A 20,065-nucleotide genomic window follows, 5' to 3' on the forward strand; every position below is an offset into this window, starting at 1 on the left:
GTCCCACTCTAACAGCCTTTCGGTCGCCACCGGCCACAGGGGCGCGGTCCCCTTCTTCCCCGCACTTGCGATGGAAATCCGGCGACATTTTGTCTGCCGGAGTGTCGCGTGTTTACCTCAACCACTTATTAAGGGCAACGCACGGCCGGATTTGCACCGCCCGGCGTGGCATTTCTGCACCGGCTTATAAACAGGTGCCTACAAACGCCCGAGCGCCTTCAGCTCATGCAGCACGGCCGCGTCGCGGGCCGAGACATCCGGGAATTTCGGGTCCTGCCCGACATCGGCGGTGTAGCGCCAGGAGCGCGCGCATTTGACCAGACCGCGATCCTCGGCCTTCTCGACCACGACCGCCACGCCCTTGACGTCGTCGAGGGTGAAAGCGCCCTGCGGCGCCTTGCCGTGGCTGATGGCCAGGTCGCTGGTGATCGCCATCTCGGCCATGTCGACATCGGCGATCGCCGCTTCGAGCGCTGCATCGTCGATGGTGACGACCGGCACGGCTTCCAGCGAGGAGCCGATCAGCTTCTCGGCACGCGCGATCTCGAGCGCGCCGGTGACGACGCGGCGCACCTGGCGGACCTTGCGCCATTTCTCGGCCAGCGCCTCGTTCCGCCAGTTGTCGGGGATCGCCGGGAACTGATCGAGATGCACCGAGACAGCCTCCGGGTGACGGTCGAGCCAGGCCTCCTCCATGGTGAAGGGCAGCATCGGCGACAGCCACTTCACCAGGCATTCGAAGAGGTGGCGCACGACCTTGACCGCCGCCTTGCGGCGCAGGCTGGAAGGCCCATCGCAATAGAGCGCGTCCTTGCGGATGTCGAAGTAGAAGGCCGAGAGCTCGACCACCATGAAGTCGAGCAGCGCGCGGGTGATGCGCTTGAACTCGAAGGCGTCGTAGCCCTGGCGCACCACTTCGTCGAGCTCGGACAGCCGGTGCAGCATCAGCCGCTCCAGTTCCGGCATCGTCTCCAGCGGAACATCCTCGCCGTCGTCGTGGGCAAGCGTGCCCAGCATCCAGCGGATGGTGTTCCTGAGCTTGCGGTAGGCGTCGATATTGGTCTGCAGCACGTTCTTGCCGAGCCGCTGGTCTTCCCAATAGTCGGTGGTCACCACCCAGAGCCTCAGGATATCGGCGCCGGACTGCTTGATGACGTCCTGCGGCACCACGGTGTTGCCGAGCGACTTCGACATCTTGCGGCCTTCCTCATCCATGGTGAAGCCATGGGTGATGACCGTGTCATAGGGTGCCCTGTCCCTGGTGCCGCAGCTTTCGAGCAGCGAGGAATGGAACCAGCCGCGATGCTGGTCCGAGCCTTCAAGATAGACGTCGGCCGGCCATTTGAGATCGGGACGATCTTCAAGCGTGAAGACATGCGTCGAGCCGGAATCGAACCAGACGTCGAGGATGTCCATCACCTGGTGCCATTTGGCCGCATCGTGGTTGCCGAGGAAGCGCTCCTTGGCGCCCTCGGCGAACCAGGCGTCGGCGCCTTCCTTCTTGAAGGCGTCCATGATGCGCTGGTTGACCGCCTCGTCCTTCAGCACGTTGCCGTCGACGTCGGCGAAGACGGCGATCGGCACGCCCCAGGCGCGCTGGCGCGACAGCACCCAGTCGGGGCGCTCCTCGATCATGGCGCGGATGCGGTTCTGGCCAGCCGCCGGCACGAAGCGGGTGTCGTCGATCGCCTTCAGCGCGCGGCTGCGCAGCGTCGTGCCGTCGCTGAGGTCCTTGTCCATGTAGACGAACCATTGCGGCGTGTTGCGGAAAATGATCGGCTTCTTCGAGCGCCACGAATGCGGATAGCTGTGCTTCAGCCGGCCGCGCGCGAAAAGCGCGTTGCGCTTGATGAGTTCCTCGATGACCGCCTGGTTGGCGTTGCCCTTCTTGCCGTTGTCGTCGATGACGCGCGCGGCCCCGTCCTCGCGGTCCGGCCCGAAGCCCGGCGCGTCCTTGGTGAAGAAGCCGGCGTCGTCGACCGGGAACGGGATCGCGGTGTCGACGCCGCGCTTGAGCAATTCGGCGACCGCGTCCGTCCAGGCGTCGAAGTCCTCGCGGCCGTGGCTCGGCGCGGTATGCACGAAGCCGGTGCCGGCATCGTCGGTGACATGCTCGCCGGCGATCATCGGCACGGGGAACTGATAGCCGCCGGCAAGCCCCCTGAACGGATGCGAAAGTGTCAGGCTTGCAAGCTGTTCGGCCGAAACGTCGTGAAGGCGGTTCAAGGTGACCTTGGCCTTGGCCGCGGCGTCCTCGGCCAGCGCGTCGGCGAAGATCAGCTTCTCGCCGGACTGCGGGCCGAATGCATTCTCGGCCGCCGTCACCTCATAGAGGCCATAGGCGACGCGCGGCGAATAGCTGACGGCGCGGTTGCCGGGCAGCGTCCAGGGCGTCGTCGTCCAGATGACGACATGGGCTTCGAGCAGGTCCAGCGAGGCCTCGGACAACGCCGCCGGCTGCCCGCCATCGCCGCCGTCCACCGGACGCGCAAGGCTCGCGACCGGGAATTTCACCCAGATCGTGTCGCTCTCATAGTCCTGGTATTCGACCTCGGCCTCGGCAAGCGCTGTGCGCTCGACCACGCTCCACATGACCGGCTTGGAACCGCGATAAAGCTGGCCCGACATGGCGAATTTCAACAGCTCGCCGGCGATGCGCGCCTCGGCGTGGTAGGCCATGGTCGTGTAGGGATTGTGGAAGTCGCCGATGACGCCGAGGCGCTGGAATTCGTCGCCCTGCACCTTGATCCAGTGCGTGGCAAAGTCGCGGCATTCCTTGCGGAATTCGTTGACCGGCACCTCGTCCTTGTTCTTGCCCTTGGCGCGATACTGCTCCTCGATCTTCCATTCGATCGGCAGGCCGTGGCAATCCCAGCCCGGCACGTAGTTGGCGTCGTAGCCGCGCATCTGGAAGGAGCGGTTGATGACGTCCTTGAGGATCTTGTTCAGCGCATGGCCGATATGGATGTTGCCGTTGGCGTAGGGCGGGCCGTCATGCAGCACGAATTTCTCGCGGCCGGCGGATGTCTCACGCAGCTTGCTGTAAAGGTCCATGTCCTGCCAGCGCTTGACCATGCCGGGCTCCTTCTCGGGGAGACCGGCACGCATCGGGAAATCCGTCTGCGGCAGATAAAGCGTGCGGGAATAGTCGATCGTCTCGGACGCATCGGTCGTAGGGGTATCGGTCATCGATCTATCATCTCAATTGCCCGGCGGCGGAACAGCCCGGCGTTGAAGTCTTTGTCTTGACGCATATCGTTTTCCCAAAACCGGAACCCACTTTTGGGCGATGTGCGTTGATGTTCTGAAAAAGCGCGAGGGGCCGCGCGCAAAAGTCCCGGCGGCTCCGGCGGCGCTCAGGCCACCCGGAACACCGGGCCCGTAATTCGTATCGCGATCGAAAAAAGGCGCGAAAAGCTCGTCATGGCGTGGCTTTTAGCGGATGGCGCGGCAGGAATAAAGCCCGGATTTCAAGGCAAAGCGTTGGTTTGCTGGCCTACATCGAGAAATTGAAGCGATAGGTGGTCGATACGCCGACGGTCCACTGGTTGCGGTCGCCGCGCTCCTTGACCAGGCTGGAATCGGCCGCCGGCCCCATCAGGCGCGAATATTCGGTGAAGACGCTCGCCGTCATCGGCTCGGTCACTTTCCACGTGATCGCGCCGCCGAGGCCGGTCGACTTCAGCCCGCCGCCCGGATGGTATTCGCTCAAGCCCGAAGCCGCCGCTTCCGTGGCGTTGACACCGTAATAGGCGTCGAAATAGTCCGACGAAGCGAAGGAGACGCGCGGACCGCCGGAGATGCGGACCGTGGGGGTGACGTCGTAGAAGGCATCCGCCGCGATGTCGGCGACGAAGCCGTTATGGGAGCGGATGCCATGCCGTAACTCGGCACGGGCGCGCAGCCAGTCCAGGGGATAGAACTCGAAGAAGCCGCCCACCTCACCGCCGAAGCGCACCGGGTCGAGGCCCTCGAGCTCGTCCTTGCTGGTGCGATGGAACAGGAACTTGCCGGTGAGGCCGGCGCGCACGCTGCCGTCGTCGATCAGCGCCAGCGAGATGTTGTCGTTGCGCGAGGTGAAGCGCGCCTCGGGACCGGCCTTGCCGAGCGAGATGATCGGCTGGGCGCTCAGCATATATTTCTTGCCGCCCTCGAAATTCGGCGCGACCAGGCCGGTGGCGCCGAGCGTCAGGTACCAGTCGCCCGAAATCCAGCTCCCCTCGCCCGCCCGGACGGCGGACACGGCCATCAGGCCAGAGGCGAGAACCAGCGGAATCGTCCCGACAATACGCATCGTCACCCCTTACGCGAAACTCTCCGGAAGGAACACCCGGCAGCGCGGAAGGCATGGCGCCAGTGCGGTAAATTTTGACTTAAGATTCGTAACATCGGTGACGGCGGTTGGACAGTTTGAGTCCCACCTAATTCAATCTCTCGCCATCATCGCAAAACTCGAGACATTGGGAATGCACCACCAGCGGACGGACGTTCGGCTCCGCCTGGGACTTCGACGTCGCGCGCAAATTCATGTCGGTTACATAAATCCGTTGCGACGATTTCGTACATTAAGGTGGCGGCTTTGTTTTGTGACCGCCCCTGCAAAAAAGGATGGAAGAATGGCCAAGATCCCGGACAAGACCGAAACGATTGAAACCGTCGAATCCCCTATCTTCGACCCGTCCAAGGCTACCGAGCAAGTTCGCGCTGTTGTCGACCAGGGCGTTGAGCAGTCGAAGCAGGCGTTTTCCAAATTGAGTTCGGACGCCGAAACGACACAAAAGGCTCTTGAGTCGACCTTTGAAATGGCCAAGACCACCGGCAACGAGGTGTCCCTGAAGATGATTGCGGCTCTGAGAGACAATGCCGAAGCCGGCTTCACGCACCTTGAGGCACTGGTTGCCGCGAAGTCGCTGTCCGAGTGCATCGAACTTCAGGCCGCTTTCCTTCGCAAGCAGATCGAAAAATCCGCCGAGCAGGCCAGAAGCCTCCAGGCTGCGATGATGAGAGCTGGCGAGGACATGTCCAAGCCGATCAAGGATGTCTTTGAGAAGGCTTTGAAGGACCGCAAGGCTGCCTGATTGCCTAAGGCATCCCAGACCGAAGGGTCGTGCCTGGTCCCTGGGCGCGTTGCCCCGGTTTCCTTGCATTTGGTCGGGCGGCTTTTGTCCGCCCGACCGCATCGGAGCGATATCGGTGGTTTCGAGGTTTTTCAGCCCGTGCGCAATAGGTTGCAGAGTGCTCGGCAATCCCTGGGCGCAAGGCTCATCTCACTAAGCGTCACCGCTCACTCGGCCTGCGATGGCGAATGCCTGTAGGTTTTTGACCTTTCCGTGGTCCTGGTCGGCATTGGCGATAATCGAAAAGAACGCCGCACGGGCGATGTCTTTCTTTGACGCGTCCGGGTGCTCCTTCCTTGCCGCCTTCAGTAGTTTTTTCGGCGTCATATCTGGCGTCACAATCCGCATCAGAGTGTCGCTGATCGCCTGCAATTCGGTTGCATCCATTGGGGAACTCCGTCCCTGGCCCCGCTGGCAAGTTTAGCAGAGCGCCTCTGTGAAACTGAATTCACGTTACAATCGGAAACCAGCCGGCGCGTTCCGAGGCTGGGTCAGCTGTCTCACAAGGGCGAAAGCGCTTTGCCGCCATAGCGTCAGCCAGCTCGCCGGCCGGTGCCGCTCGGAAGATGGCGAAGCCGTGCCGAGAGTTCACTCCTTCTTCAAATCTTCGGCTTCGTCTTTGAGCTTGGTCCAGTCGGCACCATGCTTCCGTAACAAGGCGCGCGCCTGTTTCGGCGTGACGTCGGCAATTTCCGTCAGGTGCTCTACCTCCAGCTCTTGCCCCGTCACAACGCGGCTCGCCTTCTTCTTTTTTTCTTTGATAGCCATTATGGGTCCTTCTCTTGCATCATCGGATGAACGAGAACCGAGAAGTGTGGTTCCGCTCGCGCATTGTCGTGTGCGGGCTTGAGGTCCGGGCACAGCTGGTCGACGCGGGCGGTTGTTTGTGACAGCTTTATGACGCACCATGCGGGTGGGGTCCCTCCGTGGAGCGAGGCGGCGCCGAGGACATCATGCAGGAAACGGAACTGAAGCTCGAGCTTTCGCAATCGGGTGCGCGGTCGCTCCTAAAGAAAAATCCGTTCGGATCCCCGCCCACCATTCTTCCGCAGAGATCCGTCTATTTCGATACTACCGGATGGGATCTGTCCAAAGCGCGGCCTATCGCTTCGCATTCGGCAATCGGGAAATGAAAGGGTGCAAACCCTCAAGGCGGGCGATGGCGCCGCGGCCGGATCCTTCACCCGCGAGGAATGGGAGCGACCGGTCGCCGGCGATGCACCGATCCTTGATGACCCGCAGATTCGTGACGTGCTCGCAGGAGAGGCCCCCAAGCTCGCGCCCTTATTTGAAGTTCATGTCAAACGGCATCGTTGGAATGTGTCGGATGACGACGCCACGATCGAGGTCGCTTTGGATCTTGGCAAGGTCGTTGCCGCTGATCGCGAAGCTCCGCTCTGCGAGATCGAGTTGGAAAAGAAGGCGGGTTCACCGAGAGCGCTGTTTGCGCTCGCCCGCAAAGTCGACCTGATCACGCCGGCGCATCTCGGCGTGCTGAGCAAAGCGGAACGGGGCTATCGTCTGCTTGGTTCGGCGCCCGGTGCTGTGAAATCCGCCGCGACCCCGCTCACTTCCGAGATGAGCGCGGCAACAGCTTTCGCGCGCATCGCGGCGGCCTGTCTCAAACAGTTTCGGCTCAATGAAACGGCGCTCGGCTGGTCTCGCGATGCCGACGCCCTGCACCAGGCTCGCGTGTCGCTGCGACGACTGCGCTCGCTATGCTCGATCTGCAAGTCGCTATTCGACGACAGCCGTTTCGACCACTTGCGAGAAGAATTGAAATGGCTCGCCTCGGAGCTTGGCGAGGCACGCAATATCGACGTGATGATCGGTCGCGCTTCGAGCGAGGCTCTTTCGAGCCGTTTTCAAGACGCGCGCGACGACGCCTACGCGGCGGTCGAAGCATCGCTCTCCTCGGTGCGCGCTCGCTCCTTGATGATCGATGCCACCGAGTGGATTTCCATCGGGGACTGGCGAACCCAATCGGACGAAAAGTTGCACGAGCAGTCGTCGAGGAATTTGGCCTCGGGTGTATTTGACAAATTCTGGAAAAAGGTGGCGAAGGGCGGCAACGATCTCATCGATGCCGATGACGAGACCCGACATAAAGTGCGCATCGCCGCAAAGAAACTGCGCTACGCGGCGGAGTTCTTCGAGCCGCTTTATGAGGGCAAGGCGGAAGCCAAACGGCACCGACGGTTCATCAAGGCGATGAAGGACCTGCAGGATCATCTGGGCAACCTCAACGATATCGCCACCGCGCCCGATATGTTGGCAGCGCTGGAGCTTTCGGACGTGGCGGGTGCGAAGGATCTTTTCAGCGCCGAGGACAAGTCCCAGCTTCTCAAGGACGCCGCCGAAGCACACGACGCCTTTGTCAATACCAGGCGCTTCTGGCGTTAAGCGGCATGCTGAGGGGCGACGAAGGCCCGGCATCGGAAGACAGACGTCCCTCCGGGTCAAGAGCTCGCGCGGATCAGCTGCCGCGCGGCGTCGGCGGGGCCAGAAGCTTCGCCACAGCCTTGGCGCCCTTGCCCGTAACACGGACCGATCCGTCGTCACCCACCTCCATCATGGCACCATTGGAGAAGCTGAGGGACCAGCCGTCGCCCTTGGCGCTGCGGCGGCGGTCGGTGAGCTCGATGCCGGCAGCGGTGACCAGGGCGACGATCCCGTCGACGTCCATCTTCGTCTTCCGCATACGCGCCCTCAATTCAGGTCGAGCCCGCCGGTAAGATCGCCGAGCGGCGGCTCGCCATGCGCGGCGACTGCCTTGTCACGCACCACGATGCCACGCAGGACCGGCAGCTCGAAGCGCTCGGTGATGAAGCGCAGGATCGACGTCGTGTCATAGGGCGTGTGATCGACATAGCCGTGCTTGGCGAAAGGCGAAACGATGATCGCAGGGATGCGCGTGCCGGGCCCCCAGCGGTCGCCCTTGGGCGGAGCGACATGATCCCAGATGCCGCCGTTCTCGTCATAGGTGACGACCACCAGCATATGCGGCCATTGCGGGCTTTTCTCCAGATGGGCGACGACATCGGCTATATGGCGGTCGCCGGCCTGGATGTCGGCATAGCCGGAATGCTCGTTGAGATTGCCCTGCGGCTTGTAGAAGGAGACCTGCGGCAGGGCGCCATCGTCGATTGCCTGGATGAAGCTCACGCCGCTCAAGCCGGCGTCGCGCAGATGCTCGCGCCTGGCCTCGCTGCCCGGAGCATAGTTGGCGTAGTAGTTGAACGGCTGGTGGTGATACTGGAAATTCGGGGTCGGCGTGTGATTGCCGTGGTCGAGCGTGTATTGCCAGGCGCCCGAATACCACGCCCAGGTGACATGCTTGAGACTGAGCATGTCGCCGATGGTCGGCTCCGTCTGCGGCGGCAATGTCGTCGGCTTGGCCGGATCCGCCAGGCGCGGATCGCCGCCGGGCGCCGGATCGTTGCCGCTCGGCTGGTAAGGCGGCTGCATCGTGTTCACGGCGTAGAAATCCGGCGTCAGATTGCCGTCGGAGACGAATTTCGGGATGCCGTCGCGCACCGATTTCGGTGAATTGTCCGCTATCTTCAGCGCCCTGCCACTGTCGTCCGTCACCGAAATCGACGGTTTGGCCGGATTCTTGTCGGCCTCCGCGTAGTAAGGCGCGCAGGCGCAGACCAGCCATTGGTGGTTGAAAAACGAGCCGCCGAAGCCGCCCATGAAGAAATGGTCGGCCAGCACGTATTTCTGCGCCACCGCCCACATGTCGGTCTTGGATGCGTCCCAGTTGCTCATCGGCATGGCGCCTGAATCGGCCCAGGCTACGAACATGTCGTTCTTGCCGCCGTTGATCTGCATCTGGTTCTGGTAGTAGCGGTGCCAGAGATCGTGGGTGACGACGCTCAACGGAACGTTGAAACCTTTCTCGTCATTGACGGTGAACGGCTCGTTCGGAAGGTGCTCGGTCATCGCCTGCGTCACCGGCGGCGTGACGCCCTTGGCGGTCAGCCCATCCCAGACCGGCGGCAGCTCGGACAGCACCGATCCGTCACGGTCACGCTGCTCAAGGCTTTCCTTGCTCGCCTTGTCGATGCCCTCGGCACCGGGAAAATGACCATAGAGATTATCGAAGGCGCGGTTCTCCGCGAAGATAACGACCACCGTTTCGATCTTGGCGATGCCGTCCGGCGGATCGCCGGGCTGAGCCGCGAAAGCGCAAGCCGAGGCGGCGCACAGAGCGAGAGTCGAGGAAAACAGGGCGAGCCCACAGGATCGCTTCATCGCCATACCTCCCTGGTGCAAATGGGATGACACCAGCTTCGCGGCATATTGGCAATAGCTGCCGCGTTGGACGGGCAACGCCATCGGCGGTGGCTTTCGCCAATCAGGGACGCCACGATCGCGGGAGCTGGCACGCAATCGTGTCTATCCCCGCATAAAGTGATAGACGGTTGCATCACTTGCCGAGCCGGCTTCCACGGCGGCCCGCCAATTGTGGGCTGTTCTATGGCTGCCCGAGAGGCTGCGCCTCGCCCGCCTCGCATTCCGGCAGTCGCACAGGTTTGGCGAATTTCGCCAGCGCCTCGGGCTTGGCGCAAGCCGGAAAGCCGGCGAGCGGCATCGTTTCAATAAACCGGCTGCGCTCACGAGTGCTCAAGCCGACTTCATTGATCATGCTCTCGACGGTCAGGTCGGGGTACTGCTTGAGAGTTTCCCTAACCGCGGCATTCGCCTCATCCATGCGACCCAGAGCCGCAAGGGAGCCGCTAAACACCACCCACCTCCAATGGTCGTAGTTGTCAGGTGTCATGCGCTCCAGCATCTTCAACGCGTCCTCATACCGGCCGGCCATAAAATAGGCAGGGCCGAAGAAGTTGGACGTCCACATCGGATAGTTCGGGTCGAGCCGCATTACCTGGTCGACCATCTGAGCGCCGCGTTCGGGTTCACCGAAGCGTGCCGCATAGCCGGTATAGAATGTCAGGATCTCGGACGAACCGGGAGCAAGACGAAGGGCCGTATCCAGTTCGGCCTTGGCGCGGGCGTTGTCGCCCTTGTGGCTGAGACTCATCCCAAACACGGCGTGTGCCTCAGCGTCGCCTGGATCGAGCCGCACCGCGTGTTCGGCCACATCGGCAGCCGCCTTGATCTCGCTCTCGGGATTGATACCGAAGCCAGCCAATATGCCATGAGCATGGTAGAGTTCTACCCAGGCGCGGGCCAGCCCAGGGTCCAGCTCAATGGCGCGGTTGAGAAGCGCGATTGCCTCCTGCTCATCGGCTACGGTGATCTTTTCAATCTTCTCGGTCCCGAGCAGATAGTAGTCATAAGCATTCAGGTTTTCAGGTCGTTTGCGTTTGGCCGCGGCCCGCCCGGCCGTCTGAATCAACCCTACGCCGCCGCCCAGACGGTTGGAGACTTGCTCTGCGATCTCGGTCTGGACGGCGAACACGTCCTCAGCGGGCCGGTCCCAACGATCCGACCAAAGATGGTTGCCGGTTTGTGCATCGATCAACTGCGCGGTGACCCGCACCCGCTCATCTTGCCGCTGGATGGAGCCTTCCAGTACGAAACCGACATGGAGCGCATGTGCGACCTGGCGGGCGTCCACCGGCTTGCCCTTGTAAACTTCCGTCGAATTCCGGGCCACGACGTCAAGTTCGGGAAACCGCGCAAGGTCGGTGATGATATCCTCCGTCAAGCCATCGGCCAAACGCCCGCTGGCCTCGTCGCCATAATTATTGAAAGGCAGCACCGCGACCGACGGCTTGGCCCCCAGTGACGTGGGCTGAAAGAACCACCACGTCCCCCCAGCCACCAAAGCCAGCATCAGGATCGCCGCCGCAGCTGTCCTGGTCCAGTGCGGCATCGCCTGGCGTAAGGTCCGGCGCAGGCGCTTGCCATCGAGCCTCACCCGGTACATCCGCACGGGGCGGTTGATATTCTTGACGTGCTGCTCGCCGACGAAATCGAGTGGCCAATCAAGCTTGCCCTGCAAATGGTCGTAGGCCGTACCTGACACCATCACCCCGCCCGGATCGGCCAGTTGTTCTATGCGAGCGGCCACATTGACGCCGTCGCCATACACATCGCCATCCACCAGCGCCACATCGCCAAGATTGATCCCGATGCGGAACACAATCCGCTCATGCTCCGGCAATTCACCATTGCGAACGGCCACAGCTTTCTGAATTTCGGCTGCGCAGATCACCGCATCGACCACGCTGTCGAAGACGACAAGCGCGCCATCTCCCAACAGCTTGACAATTCGACCCTGATGCAGAGCGATCGCTGTATCGGTTACGTCGGCCCGGATAGCTCTCAGGCGCCCGATGGTGCCAGCTTCGTCAATCTCGGTCGCCTTTGAATAGCCGACCATATCCAACGCAAGGATCGCCAGCAGTTTCCGGTTCAATGGAGGGACGATCATCATCCTGCCCCGGACCCAAACTGGCCAAAATGGTACACCTAACCCAGCACGCTGACGAGAGGCCCGCCCCGCCAGGCCAGGATGTCGTCCATTGGCCCGGAGGAAAGGTCACTTCCACACTGCGCTGGACAGCCTGCGGCTGCCAAGCGTGCTTTGTCCTGCTCGCTGGACGCGCAATGCCATCGGGATTACCCTCATTGCGGCATGACGCGCGGCGAATTCTGGAGGAGATGCAGCCATGACCCTGCAAGGCGATGCCCTGAAAGACGCAATCGGCCGGACACGGGACAAATGGGGATGGTTCGTGGCGCTTGGCGTGCTGCTGCTGATCTTCGGCGGCATCGCCTTCGGCAACCTGTTCATCGCCACGGTCGCCTCGGTCTATGTCGTCGGCTGGCTGATGCTGATGGCCGGCGCCATCGAGATCATCCACGCCTTCGGCGTCAAAACCTGGGGGCGCTTCTTCTACTGGTTGCTTAGCGGCCTGCTCTATGCCGTCGCCGGCTTCTTCGCCTTCGACAACCCGCTGCTTGCCTCAGCGGTGCTGACGTTGCTGCTTGCAATAGCCCTCATCGCCTCCGGGCTGCTGAGGGCGTGGGTCGCCTTCAATCACCGGCCGGAGCAAGGCTGGGGATGGCTGCTCACGGCCGCCATCATCACAGTCCTGCTTGGCCTGATCATCGCCATGGGCTGGCCGGTCAACAGCCTGTGGGTGCTCGGCATGTTCCTGGCCATCGACCTGATCTTTCAGGGCTGGAGCTTCATTGCCATCGGGCTGGCGTTGAAGCGCTAGCTTCCCGTCAGAAACAGATCGCGGCATCCAGATCCGACAGCGGGCGCACACCTGCTAGCAGCGCCCTCGCCTCGGCCTCGTCGCGTTTCATCTGCACCACCAGCGCTTCGAGCCCGTCGAACTTCACTTCGGGGCGTAGATAGCCGAAGAACGATACTTCGCAGGTCTCGCCGTAGAGATCGCCGGAGAAGTCGAAGACATAGGTTTCGAGCAGCGGCGCGCCATTGTCGTCGACGGTCGGGCGGCGGCCGAAACTGGCGACGCCATCGTGAAGCGTGCCGTCGGCGCGCCGGAAGCGGACGGCGTAAATGCCTTCCTTCAGAGTGGCTTCCGGCGAAAGCCTCATGTTGGCAGTCGGGAAGCCAAGCGTGCGGCCGAGCTGCTGGCCGCCGATCACCTCGCTCTCGACCGTGAAGCGGTAGCCGAGCAGGCCGGCGGCCTCCGCTACCTCGCCTGAGGAAAGCAGAGCGCGGATGCGGCTCGACGAGACCACCTCGGCGCCCTCGTCGCGGAAGGCATCGACCAGCGTGACGCCGAAGCCGTGGCGTTCGCCGGCCGCCATCAGGAAGGCCGGACCGCCCTGGCGGTCCTTGCCGAAGTGGAAGTCGAAGCCGGTGACGGCATGGCTGATGCCGAGCCTGTTTTCCAGCACGTCGGTGACGAAAGACTCGGCCGAGAGCGCGGCGAAGTCGCGCGTGAACGGCTGCTCGACCAGGGCGGCAAAGCCGAGCTTGGCCAGGAGCCGCGCCTTCATCGGCGGCGGCGTGAGCACGAAGAGCGGCACCTGGGGCCTGAACACTTTGCGCGGATGCGGCTCGAAGGTGAGCACCAGGGCCGGCACGCCGCGCCGGCCGGCCTCGGCCAGCGCGCACTCCAGCACCGAAAGATGGCCGCGGTGGACGCCGTCGAAATTGCCGATCGCCACGACGCCGCCGCGCAGATGCGTGGGCAGCGGCGCTACCGCCGAAATGCGTTCGAGAGCTTGCGTCATGTCAGAGGCGCTCGTCATGGCCACGCTTACCGGCCTATTGCAGCCGCGGGATGACGGCGACCGGCCGATAGCCGTGCTTTGCGAGGAATCCCGCCAGCCTTTCGGGATCGGGCCGCAGCGGGTCGCCATAGTCGCGCGCATGAATGCCGCCCGAGACATAGAGCACGTCGAAGCCGTTGTCGGCGGCGCCCTTGACGTCGGTCATCATGCCGTCGCCGATGGCCAGAACCTCGCTGCGCTCGACCGTGTGGCCGAGCAGGCCGGCGACTTCCTTCATGGCGACATTGTAGATCGGCGCGAAAGGCTTGCCGGCGATCAGCGTGCGGCCGCCGAGCTGCGCGTAGTCGCGGGCAAGCGCGCCGGCGCACCAGATGGTGCGTTCGCCGCGCTCCACCAGGATATCGGGATTGGCGCAGATGAAAGGCAGGTTGCGGGCACGCAGGCGCTGCAGCAGATCAGCGTAGTCGGCCGGCTGCTCCACCTCGTCGTCATAGAGCCCGGTGCAGACGATGCCGGAGGCTTCGAACTCCTCCACCAGCTCGACGTCCAGACCGTCATAGAGGGTGAAGTCCCGCTCGGGTCCGATGTGGAAGATCTTCCTCGGACCCTCGGCGATGAGGTCCCGCGTGACATCCCCCGAGGTGACGACACGGTCATAGGCATCAGCCGGAACGCCGATCGCATTCATCTGCGCAACGACGTCGGCGCTCCGGCGCGGCGAATTGGTGATCAGCACCACCGGCACTTTTGCCGCGCGCGCTTGGGCGAGCGCCGTCGCGGCGACGGGAAAGTGCCATTCGCCATTGTGCACCACGCCCCACACGTCGCACAGAATGGCCGCGTAGTTTTCTGCCAGATCGGCGAGCGAAGCGATGATGTCCGGCGAATCCGCCATGCCGTTTCCCTGAAGCTGATCTTTGGTAAGCCGCGACAGCCATCCTTTGGTTCGGAGGCCGCCGCGGCCGGTCCCGCATAACCGAAGCGCACCATCCTGTCACCAGCTTTCGCCACTGCCAGCGGGCCTCCGCCCGCAACCGGAAGGTTAATGCGCCGTCAAAATGGCGCTGCGTTCTTGATTGTTTCGCGCAAGCTGAAATTTATCGATTTATGACCATGGTAGCAGATCAACTACGACCTTGGTCGTATATCAATAGGGATCCTTGGCGGGGGCTAGTCGCAATGATCCGCGAATTTTTCGGCGACAGGCGGGGCGATCGCGCCCCGGCGGCCGCCACTGCCGCGATGGGCGGAACGATCAGGCAATTCCTTTGCTCCGGCGACGGCTCGCTTATGCCTATCGTCGTCATGATGATGATGTCGCTGCTGCTCGCGGTCGGCTTTTCGGTCGACTACACCTCGGCGGTGACCACCAGGAGCAACATGCAGAGCGCGCTGGACGCCGCGATCCTGTCGATCACCACGATGCCGATCACCACGACGAAGGCCGATCGGCAGATCGCGCTGCAGCAGTCCTATGCGGCCAACAGCGGGCTGGGCACCGTGGCGCTCAACACTGTCGACGTCGCCGCCGACGGCTCCGCCAGCTTTGCCGCAACGGCAAGCTATCCGATGCCGACCACTTTCATGGGAATCGCAAAGATCAACTCCGTGCCGATCGGCGTCGGCTCCTCGGTGCGCAAGACGCCGGCGCTGACGCAGACGACGTTCAAGGTGTCGAAGGTGTCGGGCTACTGGAGCAAGACCATGTATCTCTACGGCACCCAGTTCGCCCAGGCGAACGCGCAGAGCCTGATGAAGATCGACTACAGCTACAGCAACTACAAATACACCTACAAAGTGGGCAAGACGAACTACAGCGTGGGCGAACCGAAGGGCTATGGAACGACCACGGTCTACACGGTGAACGGAAGCACGGAGACGAAGGTCCAGCAGCAGGTCTGCACGACGACGGGCTCGACCAGCGCCTTCAGCAATCCGCCGTCAGGGTCGATCCCCGGCAGCACCTACGACAGCAGAACCGGCAAGACAATCTACTTCAACACCACCTGCGCCAATGCGTTCTATCCCGCCAACGGCGCCGGCGCGGTGATCGACGTCAGCCAGATGAACCAGCTCTACCTGCAGATGAAGGTGCCCTCGGGCAACCCGCAGACGCTGCAGTCGAACGATGCCACAACCTCGAACCGGCTCTATATCGGCACCAGCGACACCGACATGCCGGAGATCGCAACCGGACAGCAGGTCGACATCTTCAGCGCCGTGCCCTGCGGCCAGACCAGCTACCAGGCCTGGGAAGACGGCGGCAACGCCGTGCCGGCGCCGGTTTCGAATGCAGATTTCTTCTACACCGTGCAGGGCAAGTGCGCCTTCAACCAGCGGCCATCCGAAACGGTGATGACACAGTAACAGCATGCAGGGCCGCTTACCAAAGATGCGCGAATTCTGGCTTCGATTTGGTCGCGACCGGCGCGGCAACTATGCGCTTGTGACGGCGATCGCCATGGTGCCGCTGATGGGCGCCCTGGCAATCGCCGTCGATTTCACCGAGCTCAACCGCCAGCGGCAGATGGTGCTGAACGCGCTCGACGCGGCGAACTTCGCTGGCGCGCGGCGGCTCTCGGAAGGCGCTACGGACGACCAGATCAAGGCCTACGCAACCGGCTTCTTCAACGCCAATCTGAACAACATCGACCCGGCCAATGTGACGCTCGATATCACGCTGCCCGGCAACCAGGCGGGCGGGGGTCTGATGACCATGAACGCCACGCTCAGCTATCGCCCCTATTTCTATCCGGCCGCGGCGCTGCTCGTCGGTGTGTCCGAAGGCGACGCGAACAAGCCCATCGAGCTTGGCATGACTTCCCAGGTGCGGCTGAAGAACACGCTGGAAGTGGCGATGGTGCTCGACAATTCGGGCTCGATGTCGACGAAGGGATCCGGCACGGGCCAGAAGCGCATCGACCTGCTCAAACAGGCCGCCAAGCAGCTCGTCGATACGCTGGCGCAGCAGGCGGCACAGATCAAGCAGATCGACAGGCCGGTGCAGTTCAGCCTCGTGCCCTTCGCCGCCTCGGTCAATGTCGGGGCGCAGAACGACAACGCGTCGTGGATGGACACTTATGGCCTGTCGCCGATCGCCAACGAGAATTTCGACTGGTCGACGCTCAACGCGCCCAACAAATACGCCCAGAAGATCAACGGCATCTGGTACAAGAAGGGGATCGGCTGGAGCACGGAGGAAGGTCAGATCCTGACCCGCTTCGAGCTCTATCGCGACATGAAGGTGGTGACCAGCCACGAGCGCATCGTCGGCAGCAAGCGGGTCGTCTGTGACCAATACCGCGAGAACCATACCTGCGAACGCAGCCACAACGAATACGACTACAACGACACCTACGGCCCGTTCGCCAGTTGGCAAGGTTGCGTCGAGGTGCGGCCTTATCCCTACAATGTCGACGACACGCCGGCATCCGGTGGACCGAACAATACCGGTGTCGGCGTCGGCGACCCCGCAACCATGTTCGTGCCGATGTTCGCGCCGGACGAGCCCGGCAATCATTGGTACGTCACGCAGGACCCCGACGAACTGCCGCCGAAAACATACGGCGCCGCCAACAGCTGGTGGAACGACGATCCGTCGAGCAGCACCGGCAAGACCAGGCAGTCGAACATGGCCAAGTACTTCATGCCGCGGCCTATGAATGCGCCGGTTCTGGGCGCCGGCGCCGGCCCGAACTACAGCTGCACCACGACGCCGATCACGCCGCTCACCGACGTCACCAATGCCGACGGGCTCGCTGCCGTCAAAGCCGCGATCGACCTGATGCAGCCCAACGGCAACACCAACGTGCCAGAAGGCATGGCCTGGGGCTGGCGTACTGTGTCGAGCGCCCCGCCCTTCACCGAGGGGCGGCCGGAGACCGAACGCGGCAACGACAAGGTCGTCATCGTGCTCACCGACGGCGAGAACACCTATTCGACGGTGAGCTCCGATCCGGTCGGCAACAAGTCGACCTATGCCGCCTACGGCTATACCGGCGTCGGCTATAACGGCACCTGGGTCACCCGCCTGTTCGGCGGCACGTCAAGCGATATCGGCCAGTTCAACTATTCCTCGAGCAACTACACCAATGCGCTCAACGAGCAGATGGCCAAGCTCTGCGACAACGCCAAGGCGGCCAACATCATGGTGATGACGGTTGCGCTCGACATGTCCTCGAGCGACGCCGACGACAAGAAGGCGATGGACGCGCTGAAGACCTGCTCGTCCGACTCCCGCTTCCGCAAGGATCCGACCGACCCGAGCAAGCCCGCCAAGCTGTTCTGGAACGCGACCGGCGCGACGCTGTCCGACAATTTCAAGGAAATCGCCAACGAGCTGTCGAACCTGCGGGTGGTGGGGTAAGGCACATAAACGGATGCCGACGCGCCAAGAAGCGAAAAGGCAGGATTAGGGTCTGGTTTTCAGATAGTATCCTCTTTTCCCTTCATCTGAGGATTGCTGAGATGCCGGCCGACCTCGCGAAAGTCATCCAGCAAGATCATTTAGCCGTGGATGCCTTCGTCAAAGGCGATCCCGAGCCTTTGAAGAGACTCTACTCACAACGGGATGACGTCGTCATCGCCAATCCGTTCGGCCTGCCTGCCAAAGGATGGAAGAATGCTGCCGAAACGATGGACCGTGCCGCCGCCAACTACCGGGACGGAGAGGCCATCGGCTTTGAGCGCATTTCGGAATACTCAACGACGGATTTGGGTTACATCATTGAGATCGAGCGGGTCCGATCCAAGGTCGGCGGCAGCGACGAGCTGGTGCCGATTGCACTTCGAACGACCACTATATTTCGGCGGGAGGAAGGCGCCTGGAAGATCGTCCTTCGTCATGCCGATCCGATAACCTCGCCTCGACCGGCGGCTTCGGTCGTCGGTGAGTGAAAGCTGCCAACGCCTGGAGATGAGTGCCTTCGTTTGAGGCCACCATCTGCTGCATCTGCCGCCCTAGCGCAATCCAGGAAAAGTGTGCGCGGTTTTCCGTCCGGAATTGCGTAAAAACAAGGAGATAGGGCGTTTCGCCGTTTCCGTGAAACGGTGAAACGCACAAGCGCAACGACGAGCGCTGGCAAGCCCATGTGCGCGTTCGCGGCACAAGGCACATGTTGGTGCTTGCCGGCACTGAAAGCCTGCTTCACGATGCAGGCAACGTCGCTGAAGGGCCCGTCCTTGAGGCCAGCAATTGACCGCCGTCGACCACGATCGTTTGCCCCGTCACCCAACTTCCCATTTCGCTCGCCAGGAACAGAGCAACTTTTGCGATCTCCTCCGGCGTGCCAAACCGCCCCCAGGGTATGCCGTCGAGCGTGCGCTGATACAGCTGCGGGTCGGACCCCTTGCGGTTATCCCACACGCCGCCTGGAAACTCGATTGAACCGGGCGCGATGGCGTTTACCCGGATGCGTTTTGGCGCAAGCGCCAGTCCCTGGCCCATCGTGTAGTTGATGAGCGCCGCCTTGACCGCGGCGTAAGGCAAAGTACGCGGCACCGCTCTGAAACCGGAAATCGACGAGATGTTGATGATGACGCCACCCCCCGCTTTTTCCATGAACGGGATGGCTGTCTGGGTGGCGCGCACCGTCGCCATCAGGTCGACATCAATGCCGGCTCGCCAGCCGCCCTCGTCATCCCTCATGCCGATGCCCGACGCGTTGTTGACCAGGATGTCGATACCGTCGAGAGCCTTAACGGCTCCTGCCACAAAGCTCGCGGGCGCTGACGCCTCTGCAAGATCGCATGACATGGCGAAAACAGCCCCTCCATGCCGCCTCAGCTCGACCTCAGCGGCCTCGAGGCCCTGCGCGCCGCGGGCGCAGATGGCGACATCGGCGCCTTCCGTCGCAAATGCCAGAGCGATTGACCAGCCGATGCCGCGACTTGCACCTGTTACGACAACCTTCTTGCCCCTGAAGGAGATTTGCATTGCGCAGACCCATGCAAAGCTGACACTCGAATTTCCAGGTGAATGGAAGTGTATTGGATTGTCGGCTCCCGGTCGAGAATGGCCGGATTTGGCGGCATCGACGCTGGCGCAACGGCCGGCGCCTTGAAGCACTTGTGGCTTTCCGCGAAGCAGTGCACATCTCAGGCGCGCTTTCCAGGAGACACCTGTGCCCGACGCCGCCAACCACCTGACCTTCGCGCTGATCTGCCTCGGCATGGTGCTCACTCCAGGGCCGAACATGATCTACCTGATCTCGCGCTCGCTGTCGCAAGGGCCGAGGGCCGGGCTGATCTCGCTCGGCGGCGTGGCGCTGGGCTTCCTGTTCTATGTGCTGTCGGCGGCACTCGGCATCACGGCGCTGCTGTTTGCCGTGCCGTATGCCTATGACGTGTTGCGCTTTGCCGGCGCGCTCTACCTGCTGTGGCTCGCCTGGCAGGCGCTGAGGCCCGGTGGACGCTCACCGTTCCAGGTCCGCGAGCTGCCGAGGGACAGGCCGCGCAAGCTGTTCGTCATGGGACTGATGACCAACCTGCTCAATCCGAAGGTGGCGGTGCTCTACCTGTCGCTGCTGCCGCAGTTCATCAACCCGGCCAAGGGCCATGTGCTGTCGCAGCTTCTGGTGCTGGGCGTGACGCAGATCTCGATCAGCCTCACCGTCAACGCCATCATCGCGGTGACGGCGGGCTCGATCGCCACCTTCCTTGCCGGACGGCCGTTCTGGCTGGTCGTCCAGCGCTGGATGATGGGCACCGTGCTGACCGCGCTCGCCTTGAAAATGGCGACCGAAGCGCAGCGCTGAGGA

Annotated in this window: 18 protein-coding genes; 8 read left to right on the forward strand and 10 right to left on the reverse strand. The window is 62.6% G+C overall.

The annotated features are described in order from the left end of the window. Positions 1-198: 198 nt before the first annotated feature. Positions 199-3,189, reverse strand: a complete 2,991-nt coding sequence (gene ileS / locus EJ067_RS02150; RefSeq protein ID WP_126084460.1) for an isoleucine--tRNA ligase — start codon at positions 3,187-3,189, stop codon at positions 199-201. 307 nt (positions 3,190-3,496) lie between these two features. Continuing rightward, a complete protein-coding gene (locus EJ067_RS02155) occupies positions 3,497-4,294 on the reverse strand; it encodes a MipA/OmpV family protein (RefSeq protein ID WP_126084461.1) in 798 nt (265 codons plus the stop codon). A gap of 322 nt (positions 4,295-4,616) precedes the next feature. On the opposite strand from EJ067_RS02155, the gene EJ067_RS02160 reads away from it, so the two are divergent. Next, positions 4,617-5,078, forward strand: a complete 462-nt coding sequence (locus EJ067_RS02160) for a phasin (protein WP_126084462.1) — start codon at positions 4,617-4,619, stop codon at positions 5,076-5,078. Between the two features lie 192 nt (positions 5,079-5,270). Here EJ067_RS02160 and EJ067_RS02165 read toward each other — a convergent pair whose 3' ends face one another. Both EJ067_RS02165 and EJ067_RS02170 read right to left on the reverse strand, forming a co-directional pair. Beyond that, positions 5,271-5,504, reverse strand: coding sequence for a hypothetical protein (locus tag EJ067_RS02165; RefSeq protein ID WP_126084463.1), 234 nt, complete (start codon positions 5,502-5,504; stop codon positions 5,271-5,273). 201 nt (positions 5,505-5,705) lie between these two features. Beyond that, positions 5,706-5,885 (reverse strand): hypothetical protein, encoded by a 180-nt coding sequence (locus EJ067_RS02170; RefSeq protein ID WP_126084464.1) that lies wholly within the window; start codon positions 5,883-5,885, stop codon positions 5,706-5,708. Positions 5,886-6,070: 185 nt separating this feature from the next. On the opposite strand from EJ067_RS02170, the gene EJ067_RS35620 reads away from it, so the two are divergent. After that, positions 6,071-6,250: a CYTH domain-containing protein gene (locus EJ067_RS35620; protein ID WP_281058954.1), complete on the forward strand. Its 180-nt coding sequence runs from the start codon at positions 6,071-6,073 to the stop codon at positions 6,248-6,250. Positions 6,251-6,254: 4 nt separating this feature from the next. Next, a complete protein-coding gene (locus EJ067_RS35030; protein WP_281058955.1) occupies positions 6,255-7,520 on the forward strand; it encodes an inorganic triphosphatase in 1,266 nt (421 codons plus the stop codon). A 73-nt stretch (positions 7,521-7,593) separates the two neighbouring features. Here EJ067_RS35030 and EJ067_RS02180 read toward each other — a convergent pair whose 3' ends face one another. The 3 genes from EJ067_RS02180 to EJ067_RS02190 form a co-directional block, all read right to left on the reverse strand. Continuing rightward, complete coding sequence (locus EJ067_RS02180) at positions 7,594-7,818, reverse strand: hypothetical protein (protein ID WP_245468136.1); 225 nt, start codon at positions 7,816-7,818, stop codon at positions 7,594-7,596. Positions 7,819-7,826: 8 nt separating this feature from the next. After that, entirely contained in the window at positions 7,827-9,374 is a 1,548-nt protein-coding gene (locus EJ067_RS02185; protein ID WP_245468137.1) for an acid phosphatase, read from the reverse strand. Positions 9,375-9,597: 223 nt separating this feature from the next. Then, positions 9,598-11,523 carry an adenylate/guanylate cyclase domain-containing protein gene (locus tag EJ067_RS02190; protein ID WP_126089463.1) on the reverse strand — a complete coding sequence of 642 codons (1,926 nt, stop codon included), beginning with the start codon at positions 11,521-11,523 and terminating at the stop codon, positions 9,598-9,600. A 238-nt stretch (positions 11,524-11,761) separates the two neighbouring features. On the opposite strand from EJ067_RS02190, the gene EJ067_RS02195 reads away from it, so the two are divergent. Further along, complete coding sequence (locus tag EJ067_RS02195) at positions 11,762-12,316, forward strand: HdeD family acid-resistance protein (protein WP_126084466.1); 555 nt, start codon at positions 11,762-11,764, stop codon at positions 12,314-12,316. Between the two features lie 7 nt (positions 12,317-12,323). On the opposite strand, the gene EJ067_RS02200 is transcribed toward EJ067_RS02195, so the two are convergent. After that, complete coding sequence (locus tag EJ067_RS02200) at positions 12,324-13,307, reverse strand: bifunctional riboflavin kinase/FAD synthetase (RefSeq protein ID WP_126084467.1); 984 nt, start codon at positions 13,305-13,307, stop codon at positions 12,324-12,326. A gap of 34 nt (positions 13,308-13,341) precedes the next feature. Beyond that, positions 13,342-14,202, reverse strand: a complete 861-nt coding sequence (locus tag EJ067_RS02205) for a TIGR01459 family HAD-type hydrolase (protein ID WP_126084468.1) — start codon at positions 14,200-14,202, stop codon at positions 13,342-13,344. 284 nt (positions 14,203-14,486) lie between these two features. Between EJ067_RS02205 and EJ067_RS02210 the strand changes: the two genes are divergently transcribed. The 3 genes from EJ067_RS02210 (at position 14,487) to EJ067_RS02220 (ending at position 18,203) form a co-directional block, all read left to right on the forward strand. Further along, positions 14,487-15,674, forward strand: a complete 1,188-nt coding sequence (locus tag EJ067_RS02210; protein ID WP_348639510.1) for a pilus assembly protein TadG-related protein — start codon at positions 14,487-14,489, stop codon at positions 15,672-15,674. A 25-nt stretch (positions 15,675-15,699) separates the two neighbouring features. Then, entirely contained in the window at positions 15,700-17,673 is a 1,974-nt protein-coding gene (locus EJ067_RS02215) for a pilus assembly protein (RefSeq protein ID WP_189510324.1), read from the forward strand. Positions 17,674-17,774: 101 nt separating this feature from the next. Next, positions 17,775-18,203, forward strand: coding sequence for a nuclear transport factor 2 family protein (locus EJ067_RS02220; protein ID WP_126084469.1), 429 nt, complete (start codon positions 17,775-17,777; stop codon positions 18,201-18,203). A 250-nt stretch (positions 18,204-18,453) separates the two neighbouring features. On the opposite strand, the gene EJ067_RS02225 is transcribed toward EJ067_RS02220, so the two are convergent. Next, positions 18,454-19,242: an SDR family NAD(P)-dependent oxidoreductase gene (locus tag EJ067_RS02225; protein ID WP_126084470.1), complete on the reverse strand. Its 789-nt coding sequence runs from the start codon at positions 19,240-19,242 to the stop codon at positions 18,454-18,456. A gap of 187 nt (positions 19,243-19,429) precedes the next feature. On the opposite strand from EJ067_RS02225, the gene EJ067_RS02230 reads away from it, so the two are divergent. Continuing rightward, complete coding sequence (locus tag EJ067_RS02230) at positions 19,430-20,062, forward strand: LysE family translocator (protein ID WP_126084471.1); 633 nt, start codon at positions 19,430-19,432, stop codon at positions 20,060-20,062. Positions 20,063-20,065 lie beyond the last annotated feature (3 nt).

Origin of the sequence: Mesorhizobium sp. M1D.F.Ca.ET.043.01.1.1, assembly GCF_003952385.1 — a bacterium.
Taxonomy (GTDB): Bacteria; Pseudomonadota; Alphaproteobacteria; order Rhizobiales; family Rhizobiaceae; genus Mesorhizobium.